Genomic DNA, 16345 nt, shown 5'->3' with positions numbered 1-16345 from the left:
GGTCATGTCGCAGGCCGCCTACCAGCCGTCGATGCTCGACCTCACCGACACCGCCCCGTGCCTCGGGCCACTTGGCGGTGTCCGCCGGCACCCGCTGGGCCGGGGCGCCTGGGTCGACCACCTCCCCGCCTGGGTGCGGGGCTCCGACGAGGTGCTCGACGTGCTGCTGCGCGACGTGCCGTGGCGCGCCGAGCGCCGCACCATGTACGACACCGAGGTCGACGTGCCCCGTCTGCTCTGCTGGTACGCCGACGGCCGCCCGCTGCCACATCCGGTGCTCACCACCGCCCGGGAGGCGCTGACCCGGCACTACGCGGCCGAACTGGGCGAACCCTTCGTGACGGCGGGGATGTGCCACTACCGCGACGGCCGCGACAGCGTCGCCTGGCACGGCGACACCCAGGGCCGCTCCGCGCACGCCGACACCATGGTCGCGATCGTCTCGTTCGGGTCCCCCCGACCGCTGCTGCTGCGCCCGCGCGGCGGCGGGGCCAGCCTGCGCTTTCCGCTCGGGCACGGCGACCTGGTGGTGATGGGCGGGTCCTGCCAGCGCACCTGGGAACACGCGATCCCGAAGACCAGCCGACCGGTCGGCCCCCGCGTCAGCGTCCAGTTCCGTCCCGTCGGCGTGGCCTGACCGCCCACCACCCCCGGCGTGGCCCGACCTTCACCCGCCCCACCGGTGGTCTGACCGTCCACCCCGTCGGGCCACCGGCCGTCGGGTCAGTCGCGCTCGATCTGGTGGCCGACCACGGTCGGGCCGAGCATGACGGCGAAGCCCGAGCCGTCGCGGCGCGGATCGGCCGCCGGCAGCTCGACCGGATCCCCGGTGGCGGTGCAGCCCACCGGTCGCGGGCCCACCCAGGCCACGGCCACGTCCGTCTCACCCCTGAGGAGCCGCTGGGCGCGCACACCGCCCGTCGCCCGGCCCTTCGCCGGGTACGCCGCGAACGGCGTCACCTTGACCGTGGCTCCCGTCGAGGTCACCACCATCGGCTCGCCGTGCTTCGGGTCGTCGGTGCGGACCGCGCCGAAGAACACCACCCGCGCACCGGCCGGCAGGTTGATGCCGGCCATGCCGCCACCCTTCGCGCCCTGCGGCCGCACCAGCCCCGCCGGGAACCGCAGCAGGGACGCCTCGCTGGTGATGAAGGTCAGCACCTCCGCACCGTCGGTCAGCCAGGTCGCCCCGACCACCTCGTCGCCCTCCCGCAGCCCGATCACCTCGAACTCGTCCGACCGCACGGGCCAGTCGGGGGCACACACCTTCACCACGCCCTGCCGGGTGCCCAACGCCAGCCCCGGGGACCCGTCGGCCGTCGGGCCGAGCGGGGCCAGGCCCACCACGGTCTCGCCCGGCTCCAACGGCACCAGTTCCGCGGCGGACATGCCACCGCGCAGCGACACCGTGCCGGCCTGCTCGGGCAGCACCGGCAACGGCAGCACGTCGATCTTGAACGCCCGGCCCGCACTGGTCACCAGCAGCACCCGACCCCGGGCGGTGGAGTGCGCCATGGCGCGTACGGCGTCGTGCTTGACCCGACCCTGCCGGCGACGGCCCTCCGCGGCCTCCTCCGACTCGGCCGCCGTGCGGGCGACCAGGCCGGTGGCGGACAGGATCACCTGGCACGGGTCGTCGGCCACCTCCAGCGGACCGGCCGGCGCGGACGCGGCCAGCACCTCCTTCAGGTCGCCGTCGACGAGGGTGGTGCGGCGCGGGGTGCCGAACTGCTTCACCACCGCGGCCAACTCGTCGGAGACCACCTTGCGCAGCACCTTCGGGTCGTCGAGGATCCGCGACAGGGCGGCGATCTCACCGCGCAGCTTCTCCTGCTCGGCCTCCAGCTCGATCCGGTCGTACCTGGTGAGCCGGCGCAGCGGAGTGTCCAGGATGTAGGTGGCCTGGATCTCGGAGAGCGCGAACGTACGCATCAGGCCGTCCTTGGCGGCCTGCGCGTCGTCGCTGGCCCGGATCAGCCGGACCACCCGGTCGATGTCGAGCAACGCGACCAGCAGGCCGTCGACCAGGTGCAGCCGTTCCTCACGCTTACGGCGGCGATAGGCGCTGCGCCGGGTCACCACCTCGTAGCGGTGGGCCAGGAACACCTCCAGCAGCGCCTTGAGCCCGAGCGTCTGCGGCTGCCCGTCGACCAGCACCAGGTTGTTCACACCGAACGACTGCTCCAGCGGCGTCAGCCGGTAGAGGTCGGCCAGCAGGGCCTGCGGGTTGACGCCGACCTTGCACTCCACCACCAGGCGGGTGCCGCTCTCCCGGTCGGTGAGGTCCTTGACGTCGGCGATGCCGGTCAGGCGCTTGGTCTTGGTGACCTCGTTGGTGATCGCGGCGATGACCTTCTCCGCGCCGACGCCGTAGGGCAACTCGACGACGGTGATGGCCTGCCGGCCCCGGCTGCCCTCCACCGGGCCGATCTCCACCTGGCCGCGCATCCGCACCACGCCGCGGCCGGTCTCGTAGGCCCGACGCACCTCGTCGAGGCCGAGCAGCAGCCCACCGGTGGGCAGGTCGGGACCGGGAACGAACTCCATCAGCCTGTCGAGCGTGGCGTCCGGATGGTTGATCAGCCAGCGGGCCGCGGAGACGACCTCGCCGAGATTGTGCGGGATCATGTTCGTCGCCATGCCCACCGCGATGCCGGAGGCACCGTTGACCAGCAGGTTCGGGAACGCCGCGGGCAACACCGTGGGCTGGGTGAGCGACCCGTCGTAGTTGGGCTCGACGTCGACCGTGTCCTCGCCCAGCTCGCCGACGAGCAGCATCGCCTCGCGCGACATCCGGGCCTCGGTGTAACGCGCCGCAGCCGGGCCGTCGTCCTGAGAGCCGAAGTTGCCGTGCCCGTCGATGAGCGGCACGTTCAGGGAGAAGTCCTGCGCCATCCGCACCATGGCGTCGTAGATCGCCGTGTCGCCGTGCGGGTGGTAACGGCCCATCACGTCGCCGACCACCCGGGCCGACTTGACGTGCGCCCGGTCGGGACGGAAACCGGACTCGTGCATCGCGTACAGGATGCGCCGGTGCACCGGCTTGAGCCCGTCGCGGGCGTCGGGCAACGCGCGGGAGTGGATGACCGAGAACGCGTACTCCAGGTAGGAGTCGGACACCTCGGTGACCAGCGGGTTGTCGAAGACCCGCGCGCCGGCCTGGTCGAAGGCGGAGTAGTCGACCTTGGATTCCTTGCGGCGTGCCATCGTTCAGCTTCCTTCCCGGCTGGTGGCGGCGGGCGTGCTCACGCGTCGATCGCTTCCCGGTCGACGCGGTCGGCGGACTCGATCAGCCAGTTGCGGCGCGGCTCGACCTTCTCCCCCATCAGCAGTTCGAGGATGCGTTCGGCGGCCTCGACGTCGTCGAGGGTGATCCGGCGGACCGCCCGGGTCGCCGGGTTCATCGTGGTCTCCCACAGCTCCTCGGCGTCCATCTCACCGAGACCCTTGAAGCGCGGGATGGGGGTGACGATCTGCTTGCCGGCCTTCTCCAGCCGGCGGACCGTGGTCTCCATCTCGGCCTGGGTGTAGGTGTAGATCGTCTGCGGACTACGCCCCCTGGTGGTGATCTTGTGGAGGGGCGGCATGGCGGCGTACAGCCGGCCGGCCTCGATCAGCGGGCGCATGTAGCGGGCGAACAGGGTGATCAGCAGCGTCCGGATGTGGGCGCCGTCGACGTCGGCGTCCGCCATGATCAGCACCCGGCCGTAGCGCATGGTCGACAGGTCGAACGTCCGCCCCGAGCCCGCGCCGAGCACCTGCACGATCGCCGCGCACTCGGCATTGTCCAGCACCTGCTGGAGGTTGGCCTTCTGCACGTTGAGGATCTTGCCGCGGATCGGCAGCAGCGCCTGGTACTCGGAGGAGCGGGCGAGACGCCCTGTTCCGAGTGCGCTGTCGCCTTCCACGATAAACAGTTCACTACGTTCGATGCCTGCGGCGCGGCAGTCGACCAGCTTGGCCGGCATGGCCGCCCCCTCGAGGGCGGTCTTGCGGCGGGCCGCGTCCTTCTGCTGTTTCTGGGTCAGCCGCACCCGGGCCGCGTCGACGATCTTCTGGAGGACCGTGCGAGCCTCGGCCTTGGTGCGGCGGTCGTCCAGCCAGGACCTCAGGTGCTGCTCCACGAGGCCCTGCACGACGCGGGTGATGCCGGCGGTGGAGAGTTCGTCCTTGGTCTGCGAGGTGAACTGCGGTTCGGGGATGCGCACGTGCACCACGGCCGTCATGCCCTCCAGGACGTCGTCCAGGGTGGGCGGGTCCTCCTTGGCCTTGAGCAGCCCCCGGGCGTTGCGGACGGCGTCGGCCAGGGTGCGTGCCAGGGCCCGCTCGAAGCCCTTGCGGTGGGTGCCGCCGTGGGCGTTGCGGATGGTGTTGGTGAAACACTCGACGGTGCGCTCGTAGCCGGTGCCCCAGCGGAAGGCCACCTCGACCTCGGCGCGGCGCTGCACGTTGGACTGCATGACGCCGTTGGCGTCGGCGGCGTTCTCCCGGTAGGTGCCCTCGCCGGTGACCAGCAGCATGCCGGAGACCGGCCGGTCGCCGGCCGGGGCGAGGAACTCCACCATGTCGGTCAGGCCGTTGGGGTAGTGGAAGCGTTCCTCGGCCGGCTCCTCGCCGGTGAGGTCGCGCAGCGTGTAGCCGACCCCGGGCACCAGGAACGCGGTGTGGCGCAGCTTCGCGCGCACGGCCTCGTGGTCGAGCCGTGCCCCGGTCTCGAAGTAGCGCGTGTCGTGCCACCAGCGGATCGAGGTGCCGGTGCGCTGGCCGCGCTTCATCGCGCCCACCACCTGCAGGCCGGGGCCGGGGGTGAAGGGCGCGTCGGGGCCGTCACCGTCGAAGACGCCGGGGACGCCGTGGCGGAACGACATGGCGTGCACCTTGCCGCCCCGGCGCACGGTGACGTCGAACCGGCGGGACAGGGCGTTGACGGCGGACGCGCCCACGCCGTGCAGGCCCCCGGAGGTCTTGTAGCCGGAGCCGCCGAACTTGCCGCCGGCGTGCAGACGGGTCAGGACCAGCTCGACGCCGGAGATGCCCGACTTGGCGTGCACGTCGGTGGGGATGCCCCGGCCGTCGTCGTCGACCTGCACCGAGCCGTCGGCGTGCAGGGTGACCTCGACGGTGGTCGCGTGGCCGGCGACCCCCTCGTCGGTGGAGTTGTCGAGGATCTCGTTGACGAGGTGGCCCACGCCACGGCTGTCGGTGGAGCCGATGTACATGCCGGGCCGCTTGCGGACGGCGTCCAGCCCCTCCAGGTGGGTCAGGTCGTCGGCCCCGTACAGGGTCTCAGGCTCTGCGGTCAACTGGTCGTACTCCCAGGTCTCGGCGGTGTGCCACCGCTCACCGACGGGCGTGTCCCGGCGCGGCACGCCGCAGCGAGCCTAGCCGTACGTCCCGACATCTCCGTGGACACCCGCGCGGCACGCCGGGGGCGAGGGGTCCCTGGGCTCCACAACGGTTCCGGCCGCCGCCGTATGCCCGCCCGTCGCGCCGGCCGTCCCAGCCGCCTCGCACACCCCATGGGCACCGCCGTTCCCCGCAGCCCCGGATGTTTCCGGTTGTTGACGTACGTCACATTCCCGTGATGGGATCACGGCCCTAGAGGATCTTTCACATTTCCATGACCGAATGGAGATGCCCATGCCCCAGATCCGTCGTACCGCCGCCGGCGCGGCAATCGCCCTCGCCGTCGCGGTCCTCTCCCCCACCCTCACCACCAGCGCCCCCGCCGCAGCCGCCCTACCCACCGCCGCGGTGGCCCTCGGCGACAGCTTCGTCAGCGGCGAGGGCGCCGGGGCCTACCAGCCCGTGGTCGACGCGGGCGGGGTCGCCCGGGGCTTCCCCGGGTGGACCGCCCCGAACAGCAACGCCTACTTCTGCCACCGCTCGGCCAACGCCTCGCTGCACCAGGCCAACCTGCCGGGCATCCAGAACCGGTTCAACCTGGCCTGCTCCGGCGGGCAGCCGCACGACATCGCCGCCCCCTCGTCGGCCCGCACCAGCGGCCGGCAGGTGGCCGCCCAGCTCGACCAGCTCCGCGCGGTCGCGCAGACCCACGACATCGACCTGGTGCTGGTCGGCCTCGGCTCGAACAACAGCTCCTTCACCTTCGGCAAGGTGGCGGAGAAGTGCGCCAACCGGTTCATCGCCGACGCCTGGACGGGCTGGTGGGAGTTCTGGGCGTACCTCGGCGGGCCGGTGGAGCAGAAGCCCTGCTCCGACGCCGACCTGGCCACCGCCGCCCAGTTCGCCGCCGCCACGGCGGAGACGACCGCGGCCGTCCGTCAGGTGCTCACCACGCTGCGCGAGGTCGACGCCGACGGCCAGCACCGGGTGGTCTTCCAGGACTACACCAACCCGCTGCCACCGGACCTGCTCCCGGCGTTGCACACCGAGGACCGCCGGTCCGACACCCGGGACAAGTTCCGCGCGCTGGGCGCCGAGCGGTACGCGGCCGGCTGCCCGATCCACCGGGCCAGCCTCGCCCCGGGGCACCGCTTCTCGCAGGGCCTGGGCACGCTGGTCAAGTCCGCCCGGGACACCCTGGCCGCCGAGTTCCCCGGGGCCGACCTGGTGCACCTGAACGTGCAGCGGGCCTTCGACGGTGCCCGGCTGTGCGAGGCATCGAGCAGCCCCGCCAACGCCCTGGCCACCCCGATCCGGCTGATGGACAACCCGCCGAACGGCACCTTCGTCACCAGCCTGTCCGGCAAGGACAAGATCGCCATCCAGCGGATCGCCAACACCTGCGTGTCGTACTTCCAGACCTGTCAGGAGTCGTGGCACCCGAACGCCGCCGGTCACGGGGTGCTCGGCCAGTGCCTGTCCGGCGCGGCGACCACCTCGGCCCGCTCGGTCGCCTGCGTCCGTAACCCGGACGGCTCGCTCACGCTCTCCTAGGGCACGTCTGTTCCGACCGCCGGCTCAGGGCCCGCCGTCGCACACCCGGCATCACCGGGTGACGGCGGGTCCTGGGCCGGCGCGGTCGTCGGCGGCGGGATCGTCGGTGTCGTCAGCGGCGGCGGTGCGGTGAGCGTGAGCAGCAGCGGGCCGGCCGGCCCGTCGACGAGGTCGGCCAACCGCACGTCGTCGAGGACGGCGAGGAACGCCGCCTGCGCCCTGCGCAGTTCGCCGCGCAGCCGGCAGGCCGCGCGCAACGGGCAGGCCGGGCCGTCGCAGTCGACCACCTCGTCGTCGCCCTCGAAGGCCCGCACCACCTGCCCGACGGTGTACGTGCCGCCGTCGGCGGCGAACGCCACCCCGCCGGCCCGGCCCCGGATGGTCACCAGCACTCCGAGGCGCTGCAGACGTTGGACCACCTTCGCCGCGTGGTTGCGGGGCAGCGCGAGCTGCCCGGCCAACTCGTCCACCGTCGTCCGCCGGGGGGTGGCGGCGGCGAGCATGGCGATCCGCAGCGCCATGTCGGTGGACCGGTTGAGCTTCACGACTCCGACCCTAGCCACGGCAGTGCCGGCCGGGACACGGCCCGGTGACCCGAGCCGGACGGCCCCGCACCCGGGACTTTCGACCCTGAACAGGTATCCAGGAATCCTGTTTAGCTGTGGGTGCCCGACAGGTCGGAACAGAAGGAGAACGGACGTGCTCACGGAGTCCTCGGCAGCGGTGGTGACGGCCACCCTGCCCGCGGTGCAGGCCCACGGTGAGGCCATCACCCGCCGCTTCTACCAGCGCATGTTCGACGCGCACCCGGAACTGCTCGACCTGTTCAACCGGGGCAACCAGGCCACCGGCGCGCAGCAGGCCGCCCTCGCCGCCGCCGTGGTCGCCTACGCGGAGCACCTGACCGGCGCGGGCACGGTGCCGTGGGGGCCGATCCTGGACCGCATCGCACACAAACACGCCTCGCTGGGCATCACGCCCGCCCAGTACACCATCGTCGGGCGGCACCTGCTCGCCGCGGTGGGCGAGGTGCTCGGCGAGGCGGTCACCCCGGCCGTCGCCACCGCCTGGGACGAGGTCTACTGGCTGCTCGCCTGCGAGCTGATCGCCCGGGAGGCGCGGCTGTACGCGGCGGCCGGGCTGGCCGAGGGGGAGCCGGTGTGGCGGGACTGGCAAGTCACCGCCCGGCGCCAGGAGACCGTCGACGTCGTCTCGTTCACCCTGGTCCCCGTCGACGGCGGACCGGTGCCGGCGTTCGTTCCCGGCCAGTACACCTCCGTCGCGGTCGACCTCGACGGCGGGCGCGGCCAGCAGATCCGGCAGTACAGCCTCTCCGGGCGGCCCGGCGCCGACCACTGGCGGATCACGGTCAAGCGGGTACGCGGCACCGGCGGCGCCCCCGACGGCATGGTGTCCACGCACCTGCACGAGCACGTCGCGGTCGGCGACACCCTGCGGCTCAGCCCGCCGTTCGGCGAGGTCGACGCGGTGGCCGGGGACGGACCACTGCTGCTGGTCAGCGCCGGCATCGGGCTGACTCCGGCGATGGCGGCACTGGAGCACCTGGCGGCCACCGCGCCGCAGCGCCCGGTGGTGCTGGTGCACGCCGACCGGGCGGGCGCGACCCACGCGCACCGCGACGACCTGCCGCGCCTGCACGCCGCGCTGCCGCAGCTGCGTACCGCCCTGTGGTACGAGGACGCCACCGACGCGAACCTGGCGGGCCTGACCGCCGAGGTGGCGGGCGGACTGGTCGACCCGGAGCTGATCCCGCTGTCCCCCGAGGCGCACGTGCACCTGTGCGGGCCGCTGCCGTTCATGAACGTCGTTCGGGGTGGGCTGCTGCGTCGGGGCGTACCGGCGGAGCGGATCGCCTACGAGGTGTTCGGGCCGGGCATGCTGCGCGACGACCGCGGGTGACCGGCGTCGTCGCCCCGGCGGCCCGGGGCCGGGGCGACGACCCACCCGTACCTACCGGCGGGTAACCTGGGCGGGTGAACGCGACGGGGAAGTACGCGCAGGAGTTCGTCGAGGTCGACGGGGCCCGGATCGGGGTGCAGGTGTACCCGGAGCCGGAGGGCGTGACCGACGCCCCGGTCGTGCTGGTCTACCCGGCCATGGGCGTGCCCGCCCGCTACTACCGCCCGTTCGCCGCCGCGCTGCGCGGGGCCGGCCTGGCCGTGGCGGTGGCCGACCTGCGCGGCACCGGGGAGAGCACCCCACCCCCGGGTCGGGCCTGCCGGTACGGCTACGCGCAGCTCGCCGCCGACCTCGGCGCGGTACGCGAGGCGCTCAAGCCCCGGTTGGACGGCCGGCGCACGCTGCTGCTGGGGCACTCGCTCGGCGGTCAGGCGGCCGTGCTGCACCTGGCCCTGCACGGTGACCGGGACGTCGACGGGCTGGTCCTCGTCGCGAGCGGAATCCCGTACTGGCGGGACTTCACCGGCCTGCGCGGCTACGGAATCCTGCCGTTCACCCACGGGATCGCCGCCACGGCCCGGGTGCTGGGCTTCTGGCCGGGCTGGGGATTCGGCGGCCGGCAGGCACGCGGGGTGATCCGGGACTGGGCCCACACCGCCCGCACCGGCCGCTTCCCGTTGCTCGACGGCGTGGACGCCGAGGCGGCCGTCGGCGAGGTCCGCACCCCGGTGCTGGCGATCAGCGTCGACGGCGACCAGTACACGCCGCACGCCACCCTGGATCGGCTCTGCGGGAAACTCACCCGCGCCACCGTGCGCCGCGAGCGCCTGACCCCCGAACAGACCGGGGTGGCGGTGGACCACTTCACCTGGGTCCGCGCGGGCACGCCGCTGGCCGACCGGGTCGCCGACTTCGCGGCCGGCCTGCCCGACCGCTGACCGCCCCGACCGACACCCTGCTCCCCCACGCCCCGCGGAGGGTCGACGCACTGCTCCCCCGTGCCCCGCAAACGGCCGACGGACGCGGGATTAGCCGCGCGGACGGTGGGTAAGCCGCACCGCCCGACACGGTGGAAGGGGATCAGATGTCCGAACGGCACACCGCACTGCGTTCGATGCACGACCTGGGCCTGGCGGCCTGGTTCGGGGGCTCCCTGATGGGGGCGTTCGGCGTCAACGGCGCGGCGGCGAAGATCAGCGACACGTCCCAGCGGCTGCCGGTGGCCTCGGCGGGCTGGGCGAGGTGGACCCCGGTCAACGCGGCGGCGATCGGCGCGCACCTGGCGGGTGCCGTCGGCGAGCTGGTGACGGAGAGCCCGCGGATGGCGACCCAGGCCGGGGTGGGCCGGGCGAGCGCGGTGAAGACCGCACTGACCGTCGGCGCGCTCGCGGTGACCGGTTACAGCCGGCTGCTGGGCATGCGGCTGGAGAAGGCGGGTGGCCCGTCGGTGCAGGGCACCACCGAGCCCAATGCGCAGACGCCGTCGCACGTGGCCAAATCCCAGCGGCAGCTCAAGATGCTCCAGTGGACGATCCCGGCGTTGACGGGGGCGCTGATCGTGGTGACGGCGTACATGGGCGAGCAGCAGCGGCCGGGGCAGGTCTTCCGGGGGATCCTCGGCCGGGCCCAGGGCCTGGCCGGCTCGCCGATGAAGATGAGCAGGCTCGCGGCGATGGGGTCCGCCAAGCGGCACTAGGACGCCGGGGCGGCACCGCGCAGCGCCCTCGGCGTCGCGTCACCTCGGCGGCGACCGGCGGTACGCCACGGCACGGCACGGCTGACGGGACCACCCAGGGCGGACAGCGAAGAGGACAGGCGACGACCCGACCAGGCGGTCGGGTCGTCGCCTGCACCCGGTCACGTCCGGTCCGTCCCACCCCGCCCGCTCCACTCGCTGCACGCCGTCCGCGCCGCCCACTCCACCCCGCCCGCTGTGGGCACGGTGGTGTCAGGACGCCGGGCTGCCCGCCGCCGCCTCCACCCCCAGCAGGTCGGCCATCCGCTCGGCGTCGCGCTGCGCCTGCCCGGCGCAACAGTTGTTGAACAGCACGTGCAGCTCGTCGGCCTGACCCGCCAGCTCGGTCAGTAGCTGCGTCCAGCGGCGCAGCTCCTCGTCGCCGTAGGCGTAGCGGAACTTGTCCTCCTTCCCGCCCGTGCCCCAGGCGGTGCTGTGCCCGTGGAACCGCACCATCGCCAACCCCGCCGTGGCCGTCAGCACCGGCGGTACGGACGAGGGATGCCCCTGTGGCATGTCGACACCGCAGAAGGTCAGCCCGTGCTCCCGCAGGAAGGCCAGGGTGTCCAGCGCCGCCGGGCCGTCGAACCAGGAGCCGTGGCGCACCTCCACCGCCACCGGCCAGGGCCGGCACCGCGCGGCCAGCTCGGCGATGCGTCGTCGGGCGGCGTCGCCCCGCGCCAGCCACGGCGGGAACTGCAACAGCACGGCACCGAGCCGGTCAGCCACCGCGACCGGCTCCAGCGCCGCCCGGAACCGGTTCCACAGCTCGTCGTACGCCCCGGCCGGCAGGTCCCGCCGCCGGACCCGATCGGGGCCGCCCGCCGGACGCAGGTCGGCGGGCAGGGTGGCGACCGGGGTGGGATGCCCGGTGAACAGGCTGTACGCCTTGACGTCGAAGGTGAATCCCGCGGGTGTGGCGTCGGCCCACCCCTGCGTCGTCTCCGGTGCGGGCACCGCGTAGTACGACGTGTCCACCTCGACCAGTCCGAACCGCTGGGAGTAGAAGTCGAGTCGCCCGGCCGGTGTGTCCACATCGCGCGGATACCAGCCGGACCGCAGCAGGGTCCGGTCGGCCCAGGACGACGTACCCACCTTGATGACACCCATGTCATTCAGTGGAACGCCGCCGAGACGGATCGGCAACCGGTGGGCGGTCGAGGCGGAACTGTCGGTGGTCGGCCCTACGCTCGGCGCGCGTACCGGACCTCGCACGAAGGGCGACCACGATGACGGATCCCATCCGGCAGACCGGTGAACGGGCCGACCTGGCCGAGGCGCTGCGCCTGCACCGCCGCCTGTTCCGCACCACCGTGGCCGGCATCGACGACGAACAGGCGGCCCGCCGCAGCACGGTCAGCGCGCTCTGCCTGGGCGGCCTGGTCAAACACGTGACCACGGTCGAGCAGCGGTGGGCGTGGTTCATGGCGGGCGGCGCGGCCGCGATGCAACGCGAGCCGGTCGACTGGCAGGGCCAGTTCCGGATGGTCGAGGGCGACACCCTCGCCGGGCTGCTGGAGCGCTACGACGCGGTGGCGGCGCAGACCGACGAGCTGATCGCCACGCTCGACCTGGACGCCACCCACGAGCTGCCCGCGGCACCCTGGTTCGAGCCGGGGGCCATCTGGTCGGTGCGCCGGGTGCTGCTGCACCTGATCGCCGAGACGTCCCAGCACGCGGGGCACGCCGACATCATCCGCGAGTCGATCGACGGGGCACAAACGATGGCCTGATCACGCCGGTTGTTCCACGTCACATCGCGTCAATGTGACATCAGCACGCCCGGCGGCGCTGAGCGACACGAGATGACTGCACACCGGATGGACGAGGAGACTCTCGAGCGCCTGCTCACGGGGCTCCGCCCGCACTCCGGCCCCGATCCGCTCGACGCGCTGCTGACCGCCGTGCGCGCCGCCCCCCGGGACGGCGAGTTGGCGGGCGAGGCCGCGGCCTTGCACGCGTACCGACAGACCCGCGACCGCCCGACGGCCGCCGCACCGCAGCGCCGGCGGATCGGGCTCACCCGCTCCGGGATACGCGTCGCGATCGTCGCCGCCCTGCTGGGCGGCACCGGGGGCGTGGCGATCGCCGCCCTGGGTGGCGCGCTGCCCAATCCCCTGCGCCCACCGGCACCGGCCGCCACGTCGGCACCGGCGCCCGACCCGGCTCCGGAGCCCGTCGGGCCGTCGGGGTCCACCCCCGGCCGGTCGCCGGCCGGTCCCGACGGAACAGCCGGCACCCCCGGCGGCGACGCCACGGTCTCCGACCTGTGCCGGCGGTTGCAGGCGGAGACCAGCGGTCCCGGCCGGCTCCTCGACGACCCCGACGCCGCCGACCTCGTCGAGGCCGCCGGAGGGCGGGGCAAGGTGGCCGACCACTGCGCCGACCTCCTCGGTGCCGGGGCCGGGCAGAGCCCGGCGGCACCGACCGGCCGGCCCGACCCCGACCCGACCGCCCCGCCGAAGACGCGGCCAGACAACACTCCCACCGCTCCGCCCACCCCGGCCGACCGGCCCACCCCGGCCGACCGTCCCACCCGGGCCGGCCGGCCCACCACCTCGACCACGGGCGCCCCGCTCTCGACCGACCCAGCCTCGGCCGCCGGCCCGTCCGCCCTCTCCTCCCAGGGTTCGCCGCGCTGACCGGTACGGCCCCGCCACCTGCGCGGATGGCGGTTGGTACCGTTCGCCGATGAGTCTGCGACGTCGACCCGCGGCGGTGGCGTTCCGCCTGGCGATCGTGGTCAGCGTGCTGGCGGGCGTCGTGCTGACCGCCCTCGGCCCGGCCACGGTCACCGGTCTGCTGCCCTACTTCACCATCCAGAGCAACGTCGCGGTCGCCCTGTTCGCCACCCACGCCGGCTGGCGGGCCTGGCAGGGCCGGCCCGAGCCCACATCGGCGCTCAAGGGCGCGGTGACCCTCTACATCACCATCACCGGGGTCGTCTACCACCTGGTGCTGGCCAACCCCGCCAGCCCCTTCGCGATGGCGCAGCCGGACCGGGCGTTCGGCGAGGCGCTGGGCAACCAGTTCCTGCACACGATCGTCCCGCTGCTGGCGGTCGCCGACTGGGTGCTGTTCGACCGCCGTGGCCGGTTGCGTCCCCGGTACGCGGCCTGGTGGCTGGCGTTCCCGCTGGGATACCTCGGCTTCGCGCTCGTCCGCGGATTGGTGGTCGACCGCTACCCGTACCCGTTCATCGACGCCGGGGAGCTGGGCTACGACGGCGTGGCGGTCAGCGCGGTGTTCTTCGCCGCGGCGTTCTGGCTGCTCGGTCTGCTCTTCGTCGCCGTCGACCGGCTCCTCGGCCGACGCCCCGCCGGCCGGCTGGTCGCGGCGACGCCAGCCACCTCCGCCACCGGTGCCAGCGGCAGCGCCAGGTCTGCCGGCACCGCCGACCCTGCGAGCCCCGGCACCGCCAGCCCCGATCCCGCCGCGAGCCCCGGCGCCGGCGGGTCGGTGCTCCCGACGCCGCGTCGACCGGCCGACGACGCCGAGGGCGCGTCCACCGGCTTGCGCTGACGTCCGCCCGCGTGGCCGGCTGCCCGACCGGGTACCGACCGTCGGCGAGGAGGCGAGCGATGAGGACCGGGCGATGACGGACCGAGCGGTGACGGACGACGAGCGGGCCGGGCGGGTGCTGACGGCGCTGCTGACCATGCAGCGGCAGTCCTGGGAGCAGGGCGTCACCGCACAGGCGGCGCTGGACCTCGGCCGCGACGACCTGACCGTGCTGCTGGCCGACGCCGCCGTGACCCGGCAACACGCCGACGGCCGACTCGCAGACGTGTCCGGCGAGGAGGGGGCGGTCAACGGGGCGGCCTGCGGTGAGGCCGTGCGGCTCGCCGCCACCGGCACCGGCGACCCGCGCTACGCCACCGCCCTCGACGCCCAGCTCGACTGGCTGCTCGACCGGGCACCCCGGGCCTCCGACGGCACACTGTTCCACCTGCTCGGCAGCCGCCAGGTGTGGGCCGACACCGTGTACATGGTGGTGCCGCTGCTCGCCCTGACCGGGCACCCCGAGCGGGCCGCCGCCCAGGTACGCGGGCACCGCGCCCGGCTGCACGACCCGCGCAGCGGGCTGTACGCCGCCCGCTGGGACGAGGAGCGTGGCGTCCTCACCCACCCCGAGCACTGGGGCACCGGCAACGGCTGGGTGCTCGCCGGGATCAGCCGCGCGCTGCGGCTGTGCGGCGGGTGGCCGCCGGGTGTCCGGGCGGAGCTGGCCGCGCACGCCCACGAGGTGCTGGACGCCTGCCTGGCCCACCGGGGTCGGGACGGCCTGTTCACCGACGTGCTGGACGACCCGGCCACCTTCAGCGAGGCCAACGCCGCCCAGATGGTCGCCTACGCCGCCCTGACCGGGGTCGCCGACGGCTGGTTGTCCCCGTCGTACGCCGAGGTGGGCGCGGACCTGCTGGCCGCCGCCGCCCGGCGGGTGGACGCCCGAGGGTTGGTCACCGGGGTCAGCGGGCACCGGACTTCACCCGACCCGGCACCTCGCCCGAGGCCCAGGCGTTCCACCTGCTGGCCCACGCCGCCCTGCGCCGGGTGGCCGGCAGCGGCCCGAGGGGCGACCGGCGGCGGTGAACCGGGCGGAACGGTCCGTCCGGGTGGATGTCCGGCGGCGACCGTCACCCTCGTTTGTCATGACGCCCAGCGGGCAGGCCACCCGCAGGAGACCACCTGCGGAGAACAGGAGAACCGGATGCGTGCGTTGCGCCTGCCCGCCTGGAAGTCCGAACCCGAACTGGTCGAGATCGACCAGCCGGTCCCCGGCCCGGGCGAGGTGGTGGTGCGGATCGGCGGGGCCGGCGCCTGCCACTCCGACCTGCACCTCATGCACGACTTCGAGGCCGGCGCGGTGCCCTGGAACCCGCCGTTCACGCTCGGCCACGAGAACGCCGGCTGGGTGCACGCCCTGGGCGACGGGGTGACGGGGCTGGAGGTCGGCCAGCCGGTGGCCGTGTACGGACCGTGGGGCTGCGGCACCTGCGAGCGGTGCCGGGTGGGCGTCGACCCGTACTGCGAGAACCCGGCCGGGGCACCCGTGCCCGGCGGTGGTGGCGGCCTCGGCCTCGACGGCGGCATGGCCGAGTACGAACTGGTGCCCGACGCCCGGCACGTCGTCCCGCTGCCCGAGGGGCTCGACCCCGTGGACGCCGCGCCGCTGACCGACGCCGGCCTCACGCCGTACCACGCGGTCCGCCGGTCCTGGCACAAGCTCGCCCCCGGCAGCACCGCCGTGGTGATCGGCGTCGGGGGCCTCGGGCACGTCGGCGTGCAGATCCTCAAGACCACCACGGCGGCCCGGGTGATCGCCGTGGACACCCGAGAGGAGGCGCTCGCCCTGGCCACCGAGTGCGGGGCGGACCTCGCCCTGCCGTCCGGTGCGGGCACCGCGGAGGAGATCCGGCGGGCCACCGGCGGCCGGGGCGCCGACGTGGTGCTCGACTGCGTCGGCACCGACACCACCCTGCGGCTCGGCGTGGCCGCCGCGCGGACCGTCGGGGACCTGACGATCGTCGGCCTCGGCGGCGGCACGCTGCCGGTCAGCTTCTTCGGCGTGCCCTACGAGCTGAGCGTCCAGACCACCTACTGGGGCAGCCGGCCGGAGCTGGCCGAGGTGCTCGACCTGGGTGCCCGGGGGCTGGTGCGTCCCACGACCACGACGTTCGCCCTTGAGGAGGCACCGGCGGCGTACCGGCAGATGCGGGACGGGACGCTCAGGGGCCGGGCCGTCGTCGTGCCCTGACCGACGCGGCCCCTGGAGTGCCTGACCGGAGC

13 protein-coding genes are annotated in these 16345 nt (G+C 74.0%); 9 read left to right on the top strand and 4 right to left on the bottom strand.

Going from position 1 to position 16345, the window contains the following annotated elements; all coding sequences use genetic code 11:
- Positions 1-4 precede the first annotated feature (4 nt).
- Positions 5-637 carry an alpha-ketoglutarate-dependent dioxygenase AlkB gene (locus tag GA0070616_RS22010; RefSeq protein WP_091086481.1) on the top strand — a complete coding sequence of 211 codons (633 nt, stop codon included), beginning with the start codon at positions 5-7 and terminating at the stop codon, positions 635-637.
- Between the two features lie 86 nt (positions 638-723).
- On the opposite strand, the gene GA0070616_RS22005 is transcribed toward GA0070616_RS22010, so the two are convergent.
- Positions 724-3207 (bottom strand): DNA gyrase/topoisomerase IV subunit A, encoded by a 2484-nt coding sequence (locus GA0070616_RS22005; RefSeq protein WP_091086478.1) that lies wholly within the window; start codon positions 3205-3207, stop codon positions 724-726.
- 38 nt (positions 3208-3245) lie between these two features.
- Positions 3246-5369, bottom strand: coding sequence for a DNA gyrase/topoisomerase IV subunit B (locus tag GA0070616_RS22000; RefSeq protein ID WP_425412965.1), 2124 nt, complete (start codon positions 5367-5369; stop codon positions 3246-3248).
- 271 nt (positions 5370-5640) lie between these two features.
- Between GA0070616_RS22000 and GA0070616_RS21995 the strand changes: the two genes are divergently transcribed.
- A complete protein-coding gene (locus tag GA0070616_RS21995; protein ID WP_091091358.1) occupies positions 5641-6900 on the top strand; it encodes an SGNH/GDSL hydrolase family protein in 1260 nt (419 codons plus the stop codon).
- On the opposite strand, the gene GA0070616_RS21990 is transcribed toward GA0070616_RS21995, so the two are convergent.
- Complete coding sequence (locus GA0070616_RS21990; protein WP_091086475.1) at positions 6897-7445, bottom strand: RrF2 family transcriptional regulator; 549 nt, start codon at positions 7443-7445, stop codon at positions 6897-6899. The two genes, GA0070616_RS21995 and GA0070616_RS21990, sit on opposite strands and share 4 nt — an antisense overlap.
- 154 nt (positions 7446-7599) lie before the next feature.
- Here GA0070616_RS21990 and GA0070616_RS21985 point away from each other — a divergent pair, with 154 nt between their 5' ends.
- The 3 genes from GA0070616_RS21985 to GA0070616_RS21975 all read left to right on the top strand — a co-directional run bounded on the left by GA0070616_RS21985 (position 7600) and on the right by GA0070616_RS21975 (position 10516).
- Positions 7600-8820 (top strand): globin domain-containing protein, encoded by a 1221-nt coding sequence (locus GA0070616_RS21985; protein ID WP_091086472.1) that lies wholly within the window; start codon positions 7600-7602, stop codon positions 8818-8820.
- Positions 8821-8894: 74 nt separating this feature from the next.
- Positions 8895-9758: an alpha/beta hydrolase family protein gene (locus GA0070616_RS21980; RefSeq protein WP_091086468.1), complete on the top strand. Its 864-nt coding sequence runs from the start codon at positions 8895-8897 to the stop codon at positions 9756-9758.
- 146 nt (positions 9759-9904) lie between these two features.
- Positions 9905-10516: a hypothetical protein gene (locus GA0070616_RS21975; RefSeq protein WP_091086466.1), complete on the top strand. Its 612-nt coding sequence runs from the start codon at positions 9905-9907 to the stop codon at positions 10514-10516.
- A 252-nt stretch (positions 10517-10768) separates the two neighbouring features.
- Here the strand turns inward: GA0070616_RS21975 and GA0070616_RS21970 are convergent, their stop codons facing one another.
- Complete coding sequence (locus GA0070616_RS21970) at positions 10769-11665, bottom strand: DUF72 domain-containing protein (RefSeq protein WP_091086462.1); 897 nt, start codon at positions 11663-11665, stop codon at positions 10769-10771.
- Positions 11666-11784: 119 nt separating this feature from the next.
- Between GA0070616_RS21970 and GA0070616_RS21965 the strand changes: the two genes are divergently transcribed.
- The 4 genes from GA0070616_RS21965 to GA0070616_RS28955 all read left to right on the top strand — a co-directional run bounded on the left by GA0070616_RS21965 (position 11785) and on the right by GA0070616_RS28955 (position 16313).
- Complete coding sequence (locus GA0070616_RS21965) at positions 11785-12288, top strand: DinB family protein (RefSeq protein ID WP_091086458.1); 504 nt, start codon at positions 11785-11787, stop codon at positions 12286-12288.
- A 72-nt stretch (positions 12289-12360) separates the two neighbouring features.
- Positions 12361-13197: a hypothetical protein gene (locus GA0070616_RS21960; RefSeq protein ID WP_139128969.1), complete on the top strand. Its 837-nt coding sequence runs from the start codon at positions 12361-12363 to the stop codon at positions 13195-13197.
- A gap of 49 nt (positions 13198-13246) precedes the next feature.
- Positions 13247-14077 carry a Pr6Pr family membrane protein gene (locus GA0070616_RS21955; RefSeq protein ID WP_245713013.1) on the top strand — a complete coding sequence of 277 codons (831 nt, stop codon included), beginning with the start codon at positions 13247-13249 and terminating at the stop codon, positions 14075-14077.
- 73 nt (positions 14078-14150) lie between these two features.
- Positions 14151-16313: a glycoside hydrolase family 88 protein gene (locus tag GA0070616_RS28955; protein WP_245712857.1), complete on the top strand. Its 2163-nt coding sequence runs from the start codon at positions 14151-14153 to the stop codon at positions 16311-16313.
- The last annotated feature ends 32 nt before the right edge of the window (positions 16314-16345 follow it).

Source organism: Micromonospora nigra, assembly GCF_900091585.1.
Lineage (GTDB): Bacteria > Actinomycetota > Actinomycetes > Mycobacteriales > Micromonosporaceae > Micromonospora > Micromonospora nigra.
This window is presented reverse-complemented; position numbering and strand designations above follow the sequence as displayed.